Source organism: Nonomuraea sp. NPDC051298 (genome assembly GCF_055586305.1).
The window spans coordinates 72,698-88,775 of the sequence record NZ_JBVJIM010000031.1; the positions used below are offsets into that span (position 1 = coordinate 72,698).

General features: G+C 71.0%; 15 protein-coding genes. 7 read left to right on the forward strand and 8 right to left on the reverse strand.

Annotated features, from left to right (window positions below; genetic code table 11):
* Positions 1 to 60 precede the first annotated feature (60 nt).
* Together ACZ6S0_RS46790 and ACZ6S0_RS46795 are read left to right on the forward strand one after the other, a co-directional pair.
* On the forward strand, positions 61 to 717 hold the full coding sequence (locus ACZ6S0_RS46790) for a TetR/AcrR family transcriptional regulator C-terminal domain-containing protein (RefSeq protein ID WP_465926495.1): 657 nt from the start codon (positions 61 to 63) through the stop codon (positions 715 to 717).
* Between the two features lie 10 nt (positions 718 to 727).
* Entirely contained in the window at positions 728 to 1,474 is a 747-nt protein-coding gene (locus tag ACZ6S0_RS46795) for a methylenetetrahydrofolate reductase (protein ID WP_465926450.1), read from the forward strand.
* Here the strand turns inward: ACZ6S0_RS46795 and ACZ6S0_RS46800 are convergent.
* The 3 genes from ACZ6S0_RS46800 to ACZ6S0_RS46810 are packed head-to-tail and all read right to left on the reverse strand — an operon-like array spanning position 1,435 to position 5,716.
* On the reverse strand, positions 1,435 to 2,931 hold the full coding sequence (locus tag ACZ6S0_RS46800) for an MFS transporter (RefSeq protein ID WP_465926452.1): 1,497 nt from the start codon (positions 2,929 to 2,931) through the stop codon (positions 1,435 to 1,437). The two genes, ACZ6S0_RS46795 and ACZ6S0_RS46800, sit on opposite strands and share 40 nt — an antisense overlap.
* Positions 2,932 to 2,986: 55 nt before the next feature.
* Entirely contained in the window at positions 2,987 to 3,649 is a 663-nt protein-coding gene (locus ACZ6S0_RS46805; RefSeq protein WP_465926455.1) for a Crp/Fnr family transcriptional regulator, read from the reverse strand.
* 42 nt (positions 3,650 to 3,691) lie between these two features.
* A complete protein-coding gene (locus tag ACZ6S0_RS46810; protein WP_465926457.1) occupies positions 3,692 to 5,716 on the reverse strand; it encodes an adenylate/guanylate cyclase domain-containing protein in 2,025 nt (674 codons plus the stop codon).
* Positions 5,717 to 5,914: 198 nt separating this feature from the next.
* Here ACZ6S0_RS46810 and ACZ6S0_RS46815 point away from each other — a divergent pair, with 198 nt between their 5' ends.
* Positions 5,915 to 6,850 carry a hypothetical protein gene (locus tag ACZ6S0_RS46815; RefSeq protein ID WP_465926459.1) on the forward strand — a complete coding sequence of 312 codons (936 nt, stop codon included), beginning with the start codon at positions 5,915 to 5,917 and terminating at the stop codon, positions 6,848 to 6,850.
* A gap of 58 nt (positions 6,851 to 6,908) precedes the next feature.
* Here ACZ6S0_RS46815 and purL read toward each other — a convergent pair whose 3' ends face one another.
* From purL to purS, 4 genes are all read right to left on the reverse strand, one after another.
* On the reverse strand, positions 6,909 to 9,158 hold the full coding sequence (purL, locus tag ACZ6S0_RS46820) for a phosphoribosylformylglycinamidine synthase subunit PurL (RefSeq protein WP_465926461.1): 2,250 nt from the start codon (positions 9,156 to 9,158) through the stop codon (positions 6,909 to 6,911).
* Complete coding sequence (purQ, locus tag ACZ6S0_RS46825) at positions 9,155 to 9,835, reverse strand: phosphoribosylformylglycinamidine synthase subunit PurQ (protein WP_465926463.1); 681 nt, start codon at positions 9,833 to 9,835, stop codon at positions 9,155 to 9,157. The genes purL and purQ overlap by 4 nt, the downstream gene beginning before the upstream one ends.
* Positions 9,836 to 9,992: 157 nt before the next feature.
* On the reverse strand, positions 9,993 to 10,382 hold the full coding sequence (locus tag ACZ6S0_RS46830) for an ATP-binding protein (RefSeq protein WP_465926497.1): 390 nt from the start codon (positions 10,380 to 10,382) through the stop codon (positions 9,993 to 9,995).
* A gap of 221 nt (positions 10,383 to 10,603) precedes the next feature.
* Positions 10,604 to 10,849, reverse strand: a complete 246-nt coding sequence (gene purS / locus ACZ6S0_RS46835) for a phosphoribosylformylglycinamidine synthase subunit PurS (RefSeq protein ID WP_344874905.1) — start codon at positions 10,847 to 10,849, stop codon at positions 10,604 to 10,606.
* A gap of 231 nt (positions 10,850 to 11,080) precedes the next feature.
* On the opposite strand from purS, the gene pdhA reads away from it, so the two are divergent.
* The 4 genes from pdhA (at position 11,081) to ACZ6S0_RS46855 (ending at position 15,058) form a co-directional block, all read left to right on the forward strand.
* Complete coding sequence (gene pdhA, locus ACZ6S0_RS46840; protein WP_465926465.1) at positions 11,081 to 12,172, forward strand: pyruvate dehydrogenase (acetyl-transferring) E1 component subunit alpha; 1,092 nt, start codon at positions 11,081 to 11,083, stop codon at positions 12,170 to 12,172.
* The gene (locus tag ACZ6S0_RS46845) at positions 12,169 to 13,149 is read left to right on the forward strand and encodes an alpha-ketoacid dehydrogenase subunit beta (RefSeq protein WP_465926467.1); all 981 of its coding nucleotides are present in this window, start codon (positions 12,169 to 12,171) and stop codon (positions 13,147 to 13,149) included. Before pdhA ends, ACZ6S0_RS46845 begins: the two co-directional genes overlap by 4 nt.
* An 11-nt stretch (positions 13,150 to 13,160) precedes the next feature.
* On the forward strand, positions 13,161 to 14,609 hold the full coding sequence (locus tag ACZ6S0_RS46850) for a dihydrolipoamide acetyltransferase family protein (protein ID WP_465926469.1): 1,449 nt from the start codon (positions 13,161 to 13,163) through the stop codon (positions 14,607 to 14,609).
* 155 nt (positions 14,610 to 14,764) lie between these two features.
* Positions 14,765 to 15,058 (forward strand): Dabb family protein, encoded by a 294-nt coding sequence (locus ACZ6S0_RS46855; protein WP_465926471.1) that lies wholly within the window; start codon positions 14,765 to 14,767, stop codon positions 15,056 to 15,058.
* 33 nt (positions 15,059 to 15,091) lie between these two features.
* Here ACZ6S0_RS46855 and ACZ6S0_RS46860 read toward each other — a convergent pair whose 3' ends face one another.
* Positions 15,092 to 16,030, reverse strand: a complete 939-nt coding sequence (locus ACZ6S0_RS46860) for an MBL fold metallo-hydrolase (RefSeq protein WP_465926473.1) — start codon at positions 16,028 to 16,030, stop codon at positions 15,092 to 15,094.
* Positions 16,031 to 16,078 lie beyond the last annotated feature (48 nt).

Here is a 16,078-nt window from a genome sequence, read left to right on the forward strand (position 1 = left end):
TATACAGCGTACTTGTACGCCGTATAGTTGAACTTGTACGGCGTATAGTTGTCAACCGTGATGGGAAAACTGACCGCGCGGACGATCGCGGAGCGGGCCCTGGAGATCGGCGACGCCGAAGGGCTCGACGCCGTGACGATCCGGCGCCTGGCCACGGATCTCGGCGTGACCCCGATGGCCCTCTACTGGCACTACAAGAACAAGGAACTGCTCCTCATCGGCATGGCCGACCACCTGATCGGCGGGTTCGCGCCCAAGCCCGCCGACGAGCGCCCGTGGCAGGCCCAGCTCCGCGACCTGACCGAGGGCCTGATCAGGACGCTGCGCACGCACGCCTGCGCCAAGAGCGTGATCGAGCAGATCGACCCGGTCACGGTGCCGAACTTCCTGGCCGTCTGGGACCGGGCGCTCGGGCTGGCGCGCACGGCCGGGTTCGACGTGGAGAAGAGCTGCCTGATCACCAAATACCTGCTGCAGAGTGCGATCGCCATCGCCGACGCCCCGATCCACTTCCAGGCGACCGGCCGGTCGGAGGAGGAGACCGCCCAGATCGTCCGGGGCAAGCGCGCCGGCCTGCAGTCGTTGCCCGCCGAGAAGTACCCGCACCTGGTCGAGATGGCCGGGCCGATCACGAGCGGCACGTCACCCGACCTGTCCGACACCTTCGGCGTCGATCTCGTGCTGAGCGGCATAGAGGCGCTGGCGGCACGGGGATAGGGTCGTGGGCATGACCTTCGAGCTGATCTGCGAGATCGAACCCCCCACTCGGCCCGACCTCAAGCACGTCAGGCACCAGATCGGCACGATGAGCAAGATCGCGCACTCGTTCCTCATCCCCGACAACCACATCGGCCGGGCCACCGTGTCGAGCGTGGCCGTGGCGCACGAGGTCGAGGCGATGGGCGGGCGCGGCATCGCCTGCCTCAACTCCCGCGACCGCAACCTGCTCGGCTTCCAGCGCGACCTGCTGACGGCCGCCGCGTACGGGGTCGACCAGTTCCTGTTCGTCTACGGCGACAAGCCCACGAGCGGCAACCGCACCAGCGACCTGACCGTGCGCTCGATGATCGAGGGGGCGCGGGAGTTCTCGCCGGGCGTGCGCGTGGGGGCCGCGGCCGCGCTGCGCCCGCTGCCGGGCTGGAAGCGTACCGCCGACTTCCTGTTCTCCCAGGTCAGCTTCTCGGTGGAGGCGCAGCTCCGGTGGCGCGACGAGCACCCGGCCGACGTGCCGGTCTACGCCGGCGTCATGGTCCTGGCCAGTGTCCGGCACGCGCGCACCCTCGCCGCCGCGATCCCCGACATCGCGCTGCCCGGCGAGCTGGTCGAGCGGGTGGCCGCCGACCGCATGGCGGGGGTGGAGGCCGCCTGCGAGCAGGTGCTCGCGCTGCGCGACTCCGGCGCCTTCGCCGGGGTCCACCTCGTCCCGGTGTCCCGCTACCGCGACGTCGAGTCACGGCTCTCTGCGGCCCTCTGAGCCGCCGCGCCCTGAGCGCTCCTGTGCGGCCACGCCAGGGCGGCCAGGACGGCGCCCAGCACGGCCACGGCGAACAACACCGCGTACGCCCGCTGGAAGCCGTCCATGAGCTGTCCCACGGCCACGGGTGACAGGGTGGACAGCGTGCCCGCGTACACCTGGGCGCGCAGCGCGGGCCCCACCGAGGCGGTGAGCACGCTGAGCGACAGGCCGACGCTGATCACGATGCCGACGTTCATCACCATGACGCGAAAGCCGTTGACCACGCCCAGGCTCCCGCTCGGCAGGGCCCGCATGACCTGGGTGGTGTTGCCGGTGAGGAACGTCCCGCTGCCGCAGCCGGCCACGAACAGCCCGATCCCGATCACCCAGTACGGCGTCCCCGGGTCGGCCGTCAGCATCAGCGTGCCGAGCCCGGCCGCGCTCAGCACCGCGCCCCCGATCGACAGCGCGTACGGCGGCACCCGCCGCCCCAGCATGCCCACGACCGGCGAGGCCAGCCCGATGCCCACCGGCACGGGCAGCACGCTCAGCCCCGCCTCGAACGCGCCCACCCCCCTGGCCGCCTGGAAGTACAGCGCCACCACCAGGATCAGCGCCGAGCGGGCCAGCGCGTTGCAGAACGACGCCAGGTTCGCGCAGGTCAGCAGCCGCCCGCCGAACAATCGCAGGTCCAGCACCGGGTTACGGGAGCGCCGCTCGGCCACGAGGAGCAGCGGCAGGCACAGCGCGAACACGCCCGCCCCGGCGATCACCACGGGGCTGGACCACCCCCTGGAGCCTCCCTCCGACAGCGCCAGCAGCAGCGCCGACAGCGCCGCGAACACCAGCACGTTGCCCAGCGCGTCCACCGGCTCCTTGGGCCGCCTGGGCATCCTGCGTAAGACCGCCGCCCCCACGGCGAACGCCACCAGCCCGGCGGGCACGTTCACCCAGAAGATCCACTGCCAGCCGGCCGTCTCCGCGATCAGGCCGCCCAGGGTGGGGCCGGCGAGCTGGGCCACCGACAACGTGCCGATGTAGACGCCCATGCCCTGGCTGAGCCGGTCGGGCGGGAACGCGTCGGTGATGATCACGGTGCCGTTCGCGAGGATCATGGCCGCGCCGATCGCCTGTAACACCCGCATCGCGATCAGGAACCACACGCTGGGCGACAACCCGGCCAGCAGCGAGGCCACCGTGAACAGGGCGAAGCCCGCCAGATAGACCTCACGCCTGCCCAGCAGGTCGGCCACCCGGCCGAAGAGCACCAGGCTCGCGGTGTTGACCAGCAGGAACGCCAGCAGGATCCAGCCCGATTCGAGCGCGTCGGCGTGGAAGTGCCGCACGACCGTGGGCAGCGCCACGTTGAGCGTGCTGCCGGCGACGCCGATGAGGATGAGGCCCAGGCTGGTGACCGCACAGACCCGCCAGGCGTAACGGAGGCGGGCGTCGTTCCGGGGGGTGACCGCGACCATGCACTCCACTATGACGTACGACGTACGTCCGATTTGTCGCCAGGGGCGCCAGGGCTCACCGGGCTCGCCTGCGCAACCCCTCCAGGTCGTGGATCACCACGCGCCGCCTGCCGGTCTCGATCAGGCCCCGGTCGCGCAGCGTGCGCAGGGCCTTGCTGACGGCCTCGCGGGAGGCGCCCGTCCAGCCCGCCAGCTCGTCCTGCGACAGGGGCAGCGCCACGCGTACGCCGCTGGTGGTGTGCTCCCCGAAGCGGTCGGCCAGCTCCAGCAGGCGGGTGGCCACCCGGCCGGTGGTGTCGTACGCGCCGTACTCGATGCGCTTCCTGTCGGAGTCGCGCAGCTTGCCGCTGACGAGCCGCATGAGCAGGACGGCGATGCGCCCGTGGGCCTCGAGGAAGGCGATGAAGTCGCGTACGACGATGCCGGAGATCGGCTCCAGCGCGGTCACCGTGGTCGATCGGGGCGAGCCGTCGATGGCCGACAGCTCGCCGAGCAGCGCCCCGGGGCCGCGTACGGCCAGCACCACCTCGGTGCCGCTGTTGGTGTGCGAGGAGCACTTGACCCGGCCCTCCAGCAGCACGAGCACCCAGTCGGACGTGTCGCCCTCGGTCATGACGGTGGTGCCGCGCTCCCAGCGTCGCGGCCGCCCGGCCGAGCGCAGGGCCTCGACCTCCTCGGCGGTGAGCAGGGTCAGGAACTCACCGGGCTCTGGATCCATGCGCCGATTATGTCTGCACCTACCTCGCTCTTCTATGCCCTTCTACGGCATTTCGGTCAGCACGTAGGCCGCCACGCGCTCGTCCTTGCCCTTGAGGCTGAGCCGCCCCAGAGGGTTCGCGGAGACGCCGGCGCCCAGTTGCCGGTACGTCGTCTCGCCGATGACCACGGTGCCCGGCTCGGCGAGGGCCTGGAGCCTGGCGGCCACGTTCACGCAGTCGCCCATGGCGTTGAAGCCGCGCAGCTCGGGGCTGCCGATGTTGCCGACCAGCGCGGGCCCGGTGTTGACCCCCACCCGGAACGTCGGCCACTGCACGTCGTCCACCCGCTTCCAGGCCATCTCCTCGGCCACCTCGGCGGCGGCCCGCTGCATCTCCAGCGCGGCCCGGCAGGCCGCCCGCGCGTGCCCCGCCTGCGTGGCCGGGGCGTTGAACAGCGCCAGCAGCGCGTCACCGACGAACTGCACGATCGTGCCCCCGTTGTTCAGGATGCACGGGACGGCGGCCGTGTGGTAGCGGTTGAGCATCTCGACGATCTCGCCGGGCGTCACCCTCTCCGAGAACGTGGTGAAGCCCTTGAGATCGGCGAAGAGCGCGGTCAGCTCCCTCAGCTCGCCGCCCAGCGCCGCCTGACCGGGGTCGGCCAGCAGCGCGTGGGCCACGTCGGGCGACATGTACTGGTGGAAGAGCGTGTGCAGCTCCTGGTAGAGGCGGGCGTTCTCCAGCGAGATCGAGAGCTGGCCGGCCAGCGTGGCGGCCAGCGCCTCGTCCTGGCCGGTGCGTCCGACGGGCACCTCCAGCACGCCCGCCACGTTGCCCTTGACGGTCAGCGGGAAGGCCAGCAGCCGCTCGCGCCTGATCGGGTTGCCGTCGGTGAAGTGGTAGTCGCGCGAGCCGATCCTGGTCGCCCCGTCGGCCACCAGAGCGATCTTGACGTCGCCGTACGCCTGCCGCACCCGCTCCAGCGACGTCGTCAGCAACTGGTCCTCCGGGAGGCCGACCCTGGTCTGCGCGCTCACCGCCACCAGCGCGGCCAGCCGCTCCGACAGCTCCCGCTCGTTGGCCAGCGCCGCGCCGGCCCGGTCGAGCACCGCGGCCTGCCCCTCGTTCAGCCGGAACTTGTCCGACAACCGGGTCGCGGCCAGCGGCTCGCCCCTGCGTACGTGCTCGACCAGCTCCTCCAGCGCCTCGTCGTAGTCGCGCCGGATGCGGGCCACGGTCGCCGACAGCGCCACCGAGTCGAACAGCCCCGCGCTCGACCCCTCGCGCCGGAACTGCAGGTAGGCGCTGTAGGCCACGAAGACGAAGGCCAGGGTCAGCAGCAGGTGCCACTCCCACCACGACAGGTGCCAGTTGAGCTGCGACATCCCGGCGACCATCGACTCGGCCAGCAGCGCGTACGCGGTGATCAGGCTGATCAGCATGGCCGAAGGCCGCCGCCGGTGCAGCAGGAACATCATCACGCCGGCCGCCGCGTAGAGCAGCACGCCGGGCGCCGACGCCCACGCCAGCCAGTCGATCGGCGAGACCGCCGGCGGCTCGCTGAGCGGCGTCAGCCCCGGCACCAGCGACACCACGCCCCACAGCGCCATGATCCCGATGAGCACGCCGCGCACGAAGTGCTGCGACCTCAGCACGGCGTCGGCGGCCTTCTCGTCCAGCGCCGGCGCCGAGGCGAACGCGAACACCGACGCGATCGACAGCCCCACCTGCTGCCCGAGATCGAACCCGACCGAGCCGCTGGGCAGGATGAGCCCCGGCGTGGCCAGCCCGTGCAGGAAGAAGAACCCGGCGCTGCCCAGGAAGACCATCGAGACCAGGAACAGCCGCGCGTCCCGCCGCCGCCGCGACGCCTCGCTGATGAGCAGGCCGAGCCCGACGTTGACCCCGGCCACCAGGACGATCAGCCAGAAGTGGCTCGGGTTGTGCTGCCAGATGACGTTGACGTCGGGCTGCGAGAGCAGCAACCAGAGCCCCAGCAGGGGCAGGACCAGGTGGACGCCCCAGACCACCCCGCGCACGGGTTGGGTGGCCGGGGGGAGGTGAGGGGTGGAACCCGGCGTTGGCACAGACCGATTATCCACGGGACGTCGGAGACCGGAATGTGTCGTTTTACTCACTACGGTCGCCAACATCCGGTCAATCTGGTCAGTAACCCTCTGTTTCGTGACTAATACGTTATGTAGTCAGCGTCATCCTTTGGAACGTTTGAAGCGTGAAATCTCATGCACAACATGAGCATCACTCGTTCCTCTGGAAGGAAAACCGTGGCTATCAAGGTTCGCGGCGGGCGTACGATCACGCTCGCCACGGTCGGCGCGCTGGCCGTCTCGCTCCTCACCGTCGGCGGCGTCGCCACCGCCTCGTCGGCCGCCGCCGAGGTGCACGCGTGCGTGCACAAGAAGACGCGGTACGCCCGCATCGTCAACCCGTCGACGAAGTGCAGGAAGACGGAGGAGCGCATCCTCATCGGCGGCGGCGCCTCGACGACCACCGTGCAGACGGGGCAGCAGGGGGAGCGCGGCCCGGCCGGCCCGGAGGGCAAGCAGGGTCCCCAGGGCCTGAAGGGCGTGAAGGGTGAGACGGGCCCGGCGGGCCCTCAGGGCAAGCAGGGCCTCCAGGGCTCCAAGGGCGAGACCGGCGCCCAGGGTCCCAAGGGCGAGACCGGCGCGCAGGGCCCCAAGGGCGAGGACGGAGCCAAGGGCGAGCAGGGCAAGCCGGGCGAGCCGGGTGCCAAGGGCGAGCCGGGTGCCAAGGGCGAGCCGGGTGCCAAGGGCGAGCCGGGCGCCAAGGGCGAGCCGGGCGAGCAGGGCAAGCAGGGCCCGAAGGGTGACCCCGGCACCGGCGCCGCCTTCACGACCTACACCAGGTCCGAGACCATCAGGTCGACCGGCTCGAAGACCGCGAGCTGCGGCAAGGGCGACCTGGCGACCGGAGGCGGCTTCTCCTTCGGCACGCTCAAGAACGCCGTCGTGATGACCAGCGCCCCCGACGACGACGGCTGGACGGTCACCGTGGCCAAGGACGACAACGGCTCCGGCAACAACGGCCTGGCCACCGCGACCACCACCACCAGCACCACCAGCACCTCCACTCCCACCCCCGCTCCCGGCAAGGACGAGAAGACCTACGGCAGCAACAGCGGAGGCGGCGGCACGAGCGTCAGCGGCAGCGTCTACGTGGTCTGCCTCAAGAAGGCGTAACGGAACGCAGAAGGGCCGGTACGGACTCGCGTACCGGCCCTCCTGGACGAAAAGCGACTCAGCCGAACAGCGCGGGAAGCGCCGCCGCGTGCGTTTCCCGCAGCTCCTCGACCGGCACCTCGAACACGCCCTCGACCGCCAGCGTGGCCCCGCCGGTCACGCCGAGCCCGTAGCAGGGCACGTCGTGGCGGCCGCACAGCGCGGCGAGATCGGCGTAAGCCTCCGGCCGCACCGCCACGAGCGCCCGCGACGCCGACTCGCTGAACAGGTCGGTGAACGCGTCACCGGTCAGCTCCACCGACGCGCCCACGCCCCGCGCCAGGCAGGACTCGGCGAGCGCGACGGCCAGCCCGCCGTCGGACAGGTCGTGCGAGCCCTCCAGCAGCCCGCGGCGGGCCGCCTCCACCAGGACGATGGCCAGCGCCCGCTCCGCCTCCAGGTCCGCCCGCGGCGGCAGCCCGCCGAGGTGGCCGTGCGCGACGTGCGCCCACTCCGAGCCGCCGAACTCCTCATGGGTGTCGCCGAGCAGCACGATCTTCAGCCCGTCGGCGACGAACCCGGACGGCACCCGCTTGGCCACGTCGTCGATGACCCCGAGCACGCCCACGACCGGCGTCGGGTGGATGGCCGTCGCGCCGGTCTGGTTGTAGAAGGAGACGTTGCCGCCGGTCACCGGCACGCCCAGCGTCTTGCAGGCGTCGGCCAGGCCGCGTACGGCCTCGGCGAACTGCCACATGACCTCGGGGTCCTCCGGGGAGCCGAAGTTGAGGCAGTTGGTGACGGCCAGGGGCTCGGCCCCGGTCACGGCCACGTTCCTGTACGCCTCGGCGAGCGCGAGCTGCGCCCCCGCGTAGGGGTCGAGCCTGGCGTAGCGGCCGTTGCCGTCGGTGGCCAGGGCGATGCCCCGCGTCGTCGGCTCCGCGCCCTCCATGATCTCCGAGATGCGCAGCATGCCCGCGTCGGCCGGCTGGGCCAGCACGGTGTTGGCGCGTACGTAGCGGTCGTACTGGGAGGTCACCCACTCCTTGGAGGCCAGGTTGGGCGAGCCGAGCAGCCGCAGCAGCGTCTCGCGCAGGTCGGCGGGCCGCTCCAGCCGGTCGGGGGTGTCGGCGTTGAGCGCGGCCTGCCCGGCGGGCTCGTGGAAGGGACGCTCGTAGACCGGGCCGTCGTCGGCCGCGGTGCCCGGCGGGATGTCCACGATGACCTCGCCGTCCCAGGTCATGACCAGGCGGCCGGTGTCGGTGACCTCGCCGATGACGGTGGCGGGCACGTCCCACCTGTCGCAGACGGCCATGAACGCGGGGATGTCGTCGGGCCGGACCACGGCCATCATCCGCTCCTGCGACTCGCTCATGAGGATCTCCTCGGGCCTGAGCGAGGGGTCGCGGAGCGGGACGAGGTTGAGGTCGACGCGCATGCCGCCGGTGCCCTTGGCGGCCAGCTCGGTGGTGGCGCAGGAGACGCCAGCCGCGCCGAGGTCCTGGATGCCGACGACCACGTCGGCCGCGTAGAGCTCCAGGCAGCATTCGATGAGCAGCTTCTCCATGAACGGGTCGCCCACCTGCACGGCGGGCCGCTTGGCCTGCGACTCGTCCTCGAACGTCGCGGAGGCCAGCACGGACGCGCCGCCGATGCCGTCGGGGCCGGTGGAGGCGCCGAACAGCACGACCTTGTTGCCGGGGCCCGGCGCGGTGGCCAGCTTGATCTGGTCTTTGCGCAGCAGGCCCACGCACAGGGCGTTGACCAGCGGGTTGCCGAGGTAGCAGGGGTCGAAGACGACCTCGCCGCCGATGTTGGGCAGGCCCAGGCAGTTGCCGTAGCTGCTGATGCCCTCCACCACGCCGGGCAGCACCCGGCGGGTGTCGACGGCGTCGGCCGCGCCGAAGCGCAGGGAGTCCATGACGGCGATCGGGCGCGCGCCCATCGACATGATGTCGCGGACGATCCCGCCGACGCCGGTGGCCGCGCCCTGGTGCGGCTCGACGTACGACGGGTGGTTGTGCGACTCGATCTTGAACGTGGCCGCCCAGCCGTCGCCGATGTCCACGACGCCGGCGTTCTCCCCCATGCCCACGAGCAGCGCCTCCGACTTGGGCGCCTTGGTGGCGAACTGCCTGAGGTGCACCTTGGATGACTTGTACGAGCAGTGCTCGGACCACATGACGCTGTAGATCGCCAGCTCGGACCCGGTGGGACGGCGGCCCAGGATCTCTTTGACCCGGTCGTACTCGTCCTGCTTCATCCCCAGCTCGGCGAAGGGCATCGGCTCGTCGGGGGTCTCCGCCGCCCTTTTCACGCTGTCGGTCATGCGTTCACCAGGTTCTTCAGGATGGAGGCGAAGAAGCCGAGGCCGTCGGTGCTCGGGGCGCCGACCAGCTCCTCGACCGCGTGCTCGGGGTGCGGCATGAGCCCGACGACGTTGCCCGCCTCGTTGCGGATGCCCGCGATGTCGTTGAGCGAGCCGTTGGGGTTGCCGAGGTAGCGCACCACCACGTGGCCGCCCGCCTCGAGCGCGGCGAGGGTGTCGTCGGAGGCCACGTAGCGGCCCTCGCCGTGCTTGATCGGCAGCACGATCTCCTGGCCGGTCTCGAACGAGTTGGTCCAGGCGGTCGCGGTCTGCTCGACGCGGACCCGCTGGTCACGGCAGACGTAGTGGAGCGAGGCGTTGCGGGTCAGCGCGCCGGGCAGCAGGTGCGCCTCGCAGAGGATCTGGAACCCGTTGCAGGTGCCGATCACCGGCAGCCCCGCCCGCGCGGCCGGGACCAGCTCGTCCATGAGCGGCGCGAAACGCGAGATGGCCCCGCAGCGCAGGTAGTCGCCGTAGGAGAAGCCGCCGGGCAGGAAGACGGCGTCGACCCCCTTCAGGTCGCGGTCGGCGTGCCACAGCGGGACGGCCTGCCCGCCCGCGAGGCGAACGGCCCTGGCCGCGTCCTGGTCGTCGAGAGTTCCTGGAAACGTGACTACGCCCACACGGGCAGCGCTCATGGTGGTCGTCCCCTCCGAAGGAGTGCGCGCGTCACCGTCCCATCGGGGTGGACGGCGGTGTACTCAGGTTATCGGGTGCTCCCGCGTGGTCGGCATCGGCTCGTGCGATGCGCGGGCAGCCCGTGAACAACCACGGAGTGGCGCGGACAGGGGCAGGTCAGACCGCGGCCAGCTCGCGCGGACGGGCCTTGGCGGCGTCGTCGTCCCAGGCGAGCAGCTTGCGCAGGTGGACCGTGGTGCCCCGGCCGGGCGTGATGCCGAAGGAGATCTCGTCGACCACGGAACGCATGATGAGCAGACCGCGGCCGTTCTCGGTGTCGGGAGGCGGGAAGTGCGGGGGCATGGTGGGCACGCCGTCACCGTTGTCGGCCACGCGTACGTCGCACTGGCCGGAACCGATCGCCGCCGTCACTTCGTAGCGGTTGGCCGGCCCTCCGTGCCGGACCGCGTTGGAGCAGGCCTCGGAAACGGCGAGCAGCATGTCGGCGATGCACGTCTCGCTCACGTTGAGTGAACGCATGGCGTCGCCTAGCACCCGCCTGACCATCGGTATGCCGATCGCATCCCGAGGCAGTGCCAACGAGAACTCAATATCCACCGGACTCCTCCGGGCTCCGGAATGTCACCTGGAGTAGGTTTCCCTGAGAAAACGGGGCTAACCGCAAAATCACGTTGTTGTTATTTAGTGTTGGCAAGCCCGTGGCATTGTGGCACGTCAGAACCCCGCTTTAACCGTCCCGGGGGAAATCAGTGCACCAAATGTGACTTCTACCCCTCAACCCGGACGGTGTAGTCCTCAATCACGGTGTTGGCCAGAAGTGTCTCGGCCATCTTGCGCACCTCCTCCAGCGCCGCCTCGTCGGCCGGGCCTTCGAGTTCGAGCTCGAAGCGCTTGCCCTGACGCACGGCCGAGACACCGGAGAAGCCGAGCCTGGGCAGCGCCCTGGCGATCGCCTGGCCCTGCGGGTCGAGGATCTCGGGCTTCAGCATGACGTCCACGATGACGCGGGCCACTTGCGTTCCTCCTGGGAGCGGTGGGTGAGTGGGGTGGGAAGCACAGCCTACCGGCGCGTGTGGCTGTCCACACAACGGGAACGGGGAGGACATGGGGCTTGCGCACAGGGCTGTGACGTCTGCCACGATGGCCCCAAAAGCGTACGAACCTCCACCTCCCGGTTCGGCGCCAGGTACAAGGCCGGCAAGGTGGCAACCCCAGCGAACCGGCCCCCGACCAAGGAGTGGCACGTGACACTCGACGCCTCTCGTGGTGCTGACGCACCCCCGGAGCTCGTCCAGTTGCTCACCCCCGAGGGCGAGCGGATCGAGCATCCTGACTACGACATCGACCTGACCCCTGAGGAGATCAGGTCGCTCTACCGCGACCTGGTGCTCGTCCGGCGCATCGACCTGGAGGCCGTGGCGCTGCAACGCCAGGGCGAGCTGGGCATCTGGGCCTCGCTGCTGGGCCAGGAGGCCGCCCAGATCGGATCGGGCCGGGCGCTGACCGACTCCGACATGGCCTTCCCCACCTACCGCGAGCACGGCGTCGCGTGGTGCCGCGACGTCGACCCGGTGAAGCTGCTGGGCCTGTTCAGAGGGGTCAACCACGGCGGGTGGGACCCCAAGGAGCACAACTTCCACCTGTACACGATCGTCATCGGGAGCCAGACGCTGCACGCCGTCGGCTACGCGATGGGCATCCAGCGCGACGACGCCAGCGCGGCCACCATCGTCTACTTCGGCGACGGGGCGACCTCGCAGGGTGACGTCAACGAGTCGTTCATCTGGGCCAGCGTGTTCAACGCGCCGATCGTGTTCTTCTGCCAGAACAACCAGTGGGCCATCTCCGAGCCGCTGGAGAAGCAGACCCGCATCCCCCTCTACCAGCGGGCCTCCGGCTTCGGCTTCCCCGGCATCAGGGTCGACGGCAACGACGTGCTCGCCTGCCTGGCGGTGACGCGCAAGGCGCTCGAGGCCGCGCGTACCGGGCAGGGGCCGACGTTGATCGAGGCGTTCACGTACCGGATGGGGGCCCACACCACCACCGACGACCCGACGCGTTACCGGGTGGCCACCGAGCTGGAGGCGTGGAAGCTGAAAGACCCGATCGAGCGGGTCAAGTCGTACCTGTTCAAGACCGAGCAGGGTGACCAGGCGTTCTTCGACGCCGTCAGCGCCGAGGCCGACCAGCTCGGCGCGGACCTGCGCAGGCGCTGCCTGGCCATGCCCGACCCCGAGCCGCTCGCCATCTTCGACCACGTCTACAGCGAGCCCCACGCCCTGATCGACCAGGAGCGCGCGCAGTTCGCCGCGTATTTGGAGGGGTTCGAGAAGTGACCGTGCTCAGTTTGTCAAAGGCGCTCAACGAGGGCATGCGCAAGGCCATGGAGGACGACCCCAAGGTCCTCATCATGGGAGAGGACGTCGGCAAGCTGGGCGGCGTCTTCCGGGTCACCGACGGGCTGCAGAAGGACTTCGGCGAGGACCGCGTGATCGACACGCCGCTGGCCGAGTCCGGCATCATCGGCACCGCGATCGGGCTGGCGCTGCGCGGCTACCGGCCGGTGTGCGAGATCCAGTTCGACGGCTTCGTCTTCCCGGCGGCCGACCAGATCATCACCCAGCTCGCCAAGATGCCGATGCGGTCGCTGGGCGCGATCAAACTGCCCGTCGTCGTACGCATCCCCTGCGGCGGCGGCATCGGCGCGGTCGAGCACCACAGCGAGTCGCCTGAGGCGTACTTCACGCACACGGCCGGCCTGCGCGTGGTGGCCTGCTCCAACCCGGTCGACGCGTACACGATGATCCAGCAGGCCATCCGCACCGACGACCCCGTGGTCTTCTTCGAGCCCAAGCGCCGCTACTGGGAGAAGGCCGACCTCGACACCTCCTCGACCGACTGGTGGACGCCGCTGCACGCGGCCCGGGTGGTGCGGCCGGGGACCGACGTGACGCTGCTGGCCTACGGTCCCATGGTCAAGACCTGCCTGGAGGCCGCCACCGCCGCCGAGGACGACGGGCGCTCGCTGGAGGTCGTCGACCTGCGCTCGCTCAACCCGCTGGACGAGGCCGTGGTCATGGAGTCGGCCCGGCGTACCGGGCGGGTCGTGGTCGTGCACGAGGCCCCGGTCAACAACGGCTTCGGCGCCGAGCTGGCGGCCAGGATCACCGAGCAGTGCTTCTACCACCTGGAGTCGCCCGTGCTGCGCGTCGGCGGCTTCTCCACCCCCTACCCGCCGTCGAAGCTGGAGGAGCACTACCTGCCCGACCTGGACCGGGTGCTCGACGCCGTCGACCGGGCCTTCGGGTTCTGAGGGGATCTGCGATGCGACGCGAGTTCAAGCTCCCGGACGTCGGCGAGGGCCTGACGGAGGCGGAGATCGTCCGCTGGCACGTCAAGGCGGGCGACGACGTCAAGGTCAACCAGATCGTGGTGGAGATCGAGACGGCCAAGTCGATCGTCGAGCTGCCGATCCCGTGGGACGGGGTGGTGGCCGGGCTGATGGCGGCTGAGGGCGACACGGTCGATGTGGGCGTCCCGATCATCGCCGTGGACACGCCGGAGGACGGCCAGGACGCTCCCGCCGCGGCGGGCGCGCTTCCCGTGGGGGCCGACGACATGGTGCCGCGGCCGCCGGCGGAGGGCGCGGTGGAGCCGGGCGTCCACGGCAGCCCGGCGCCCAAGGAGGAACGCCAGTCGGTGCTGGTCGGCTACGGCGTCAAGACCGGCGCGACCAAGCGCCGGGCCCGCAGGCAGCCGTCCGGCCCGGCCGAGTCGTCCCGCCCGGCCGAGCCGTCCCGCGCGCAGGCGAGCGCTCCGCCCGCGACGGCGCCCGCGCCTGCGCCCGTCGCGCCCGCGCCCGCGCCCGTCACACCGGCGCCCGTCGCCCCCACGGCTCCGGTCGTCACCGTGCTGGCCAAGCCTCCGGTGCGCAAGCTCGCCAAGGACCTGGGCGTCGACCTGTCCACGCTGACCGGTACGGGCCCTCAGGGCTCGATCACCAGAGACGACGTCCAGGCGGCCGCGGCGGCGGGACCTCAGGCCCCCGCGCCCCTGGAGAGCCGTGGGGAGCGCCGCGAGGAGCGCGTCCCGGTCAAGGGCGTACGCAAGATGACCGCCCAGGCCATGGTCGCCAGCGCCTTCACGGCCCCGCACGCGACCGAGTTCCTCCAGGTGGACATGACGGCCACCATGGAGGCCGTGCACCGCCTGCGCACCATCCACGAGTTCGCCGAGGTCAAGGTCTCGCCGCTGCTCCTGGTGGCCAAGGCGGTGCTGACGGCGGTCAGACGCCACCCGATGATCAACTCCGCGTGGGACGAGGCCGCCCAGGAGATCGTGGTCAAGCACTACGTGAACCTGGGCATCGCCGCCGCCACCCCGCGCGGCCTGGTGGTGCCCAACGTCAAGGACGCCCACCTGCTCCCGCTCCCCGGCCTGGCCGCCGAGCTGGGCCGGATCACGGAGACGGCCAGGGCCGGCCGTACGCAGCCGGCGGACATGTCCGGCGGCACCATCACCATCACCAACGTCGGCGTGTTCGGCGTCGACGCGGGCACCCCGATCCTCAACCCCGGCGAGTCGGCCATCCTCGCCTTCGGCCAGGTCAGGGACATGCCCTGGGTGGTGGACGGCGAGCTGGCGGTGCGCAAGGTGACGACCCTGTCGCTCTCCTTCGACCACCGGATCGTGGACGGCGAGCTGGGCTCGCTGTTCCTGCGCGACGTGGGAGCCATGCTGGAGGACCCCCTCCGCCTGCTCGCCTGGAGCTGACGACGCGCACGGTGACCCAACGAGTACGGCGACCGCCGGAAGGACCCCTCTCCCGGCGATCGCCGTACGTCGGGTGACACCCGCACCCGACCCAGCCAGAGCACACGAGGCCCCGCTCAGATACATCGAGCCGGGAGATCGCTAAAGTTGCCCGCATGATTCGCCACATCGTGCTGTTCACCTGGACCGACGACGCGACCGACGAGCAGCGGGCGGCCGTCGCGACCGAGCTGCGGGGGCTCCAGGCCGTCATCCCGCAGATCCGCGCGTTCACGGTCGGCGACGACGCGGGCATCAACCAGGGCAACCACGACTTCGCCGTGGTGGCGGACTTCGACAGCATCGACGACTACCTCGTCTACCGCGACCACCCCGACCACCAGGCCGTGATCGCCGAGCGCATCAAGCCCATCCTCGCGTCGAGGGCCGCCGTCCAGTTCAGCTTCTGATCGGCCCCGTCACAGGTCAGGCCCCGTCAAAGATCAGGCGAGGCATGACAACGGCCGCCCGCCGTTGTACGCGACCATGTCGCGCACGGCGGCGGCCACGTCGATCGGCGCGCCCAGTGGCCGCCCGTCGAGTTCGGCGTAGGCGCGGTGCAGGTTGCCCACGAGGCGCTCCGCGTCCAGCAGCCCGGCCCACTCGCCCAGGTCCGTCTCCCCGGCCGTCTCCAGCGGCGTCAGCCCCGCCGCCCGGCCCCGCGCGGCCGTCTCCTGGACGAAGCGCAGGTAACGCTCGACCGGCTCGTACGCCCGCGGCCCGCACACCTCGCCGTGCCCCGGCACGACGGTCTCCGCCCCCAGCTCCCTGAGCTGCCCGAGTGCCCGCAGCGCCCCCTCCACCGAGCCCATCAGCACGAACGGGGTGCCTCCGTTGAAGACCAGGTCACCGGCGAACAGCAGCCGCCGCTCCGGGATCCACACGTACGAGTCGCTGGTCGTGTGGGCGGCGTGCCCCACGTGCCTGACCTCGCAGCGCAGGTCGTCGGAGTGCACGGTGACGCGGTCGGTGAAGGTGAGGAACGGCGGCGCGGGTTCGTGCCTGCCCCAGTCCACCTCGGACGACCAGGCGCTCCGGTAGGCGGGCACGCCCTCGGCGAGTATCTGGTCGCGTACGCCCTCGTGCCCGACGATCGTGGCCTCGGGGAACAGCCAGTTGCCGAACGTGTGGTCGCCGTGGTGGTGGGTGTTGACCAGCGTCGTGACCGGCCGGTCGGTGACCTCGCCGATGGCCGCGCGGAACGCCCGCGTACGCCGCTCGGTCGAGCAGGCGTCGACGACGACGACCCCGCGCCGCCCCGCCAGGAAGCCGGCGTTGTTGATCCACCAGCTCCCGTCGGGCTGCAGGTAGGCGTAGACGCCGTCGGACACCTCCTCGACGCGCGGCGGAGGCAGGGGAGGGGCGTGTGCGGAGCAGCTCATGCCGGGGACGGTACCCGTCCCGCGCCGCACACCCGGAGCCTCGCGGCC

Bases quoted from the DNA above. Each gene is read 5' to 3' on its own strand.
- ACZ6S0_RS46800 (WP_465926452.1), bottom strand. From the start codon at position 2,931: ATGGTCGCGGTCACCCCCCGGAACGACGCCCGCCTCCGTTACGCCTGG.
- ACZ6S0_RS46795 (WP_465926450.1), top strand. From the start codon at position 728: ATGACCTTCGAGCTGATCTGCGAGATCGAACCCCCCACTCGGCCCGAC.
- ACZ6S0_RS46860 (WP_465926473.1), bottom strand. From the start codon at position 16,030: ATGAGCTGCTCCGCACACGCCCCTCCCCTGCCTCCGCCGCGCGTCGAG.
- purQ (WP_465926463.1), bottom strand. From the start codon at position 9,835: ATGAGCGCTGCCCGTGTGGGCGTAGTCACGTTTCCAGGAACTCTCGAC.
- ACZ6S0_RS46805 (WP_465926455.1), bottom strand. From the start codon at position 3,649: ATGGATCCAGAGCCCGGTGAGTTCCTGACCCTGCTCACCGCCGAGGAG.
- purL (WP_465926461.1), bottom strand. From the start codon at position 9,158: ATGACCGACAGCGTGAAAAGGGCGGCGGAGACCCCCGACGAGCCGATG.
- ACZ6S0_RS46850 (WP_465926469.1), top strand. From the start codon at position 13,161: ATGCGACGCGAGTTCAAGCTCCCGGACGTCGGCGAGGGCCTGACGGAG.
- ACZ6S0_RS46790 (WP_465926495.1), top strand. From the start codon at position 61: ATGGGAAAACTGACCGCGCGGACGATCGCGGAGCGGGCCCTGGAGATC.
- ACZ6S0_RS46855 (WP_465926471.1), top strand. From the start codon at position 14,765: ATGATTCGCCACATCGTGCTGTTCACCTGGACCGACGACGCGACCGAC.
- ACZ6S0_RS46830 (WP_465926497.1), bottom strand. From the start codon at position 10,382: ATGGTCAGGCGGGTGCTAGGCGACGCCATGCGTTCACTCAACGTGAGC.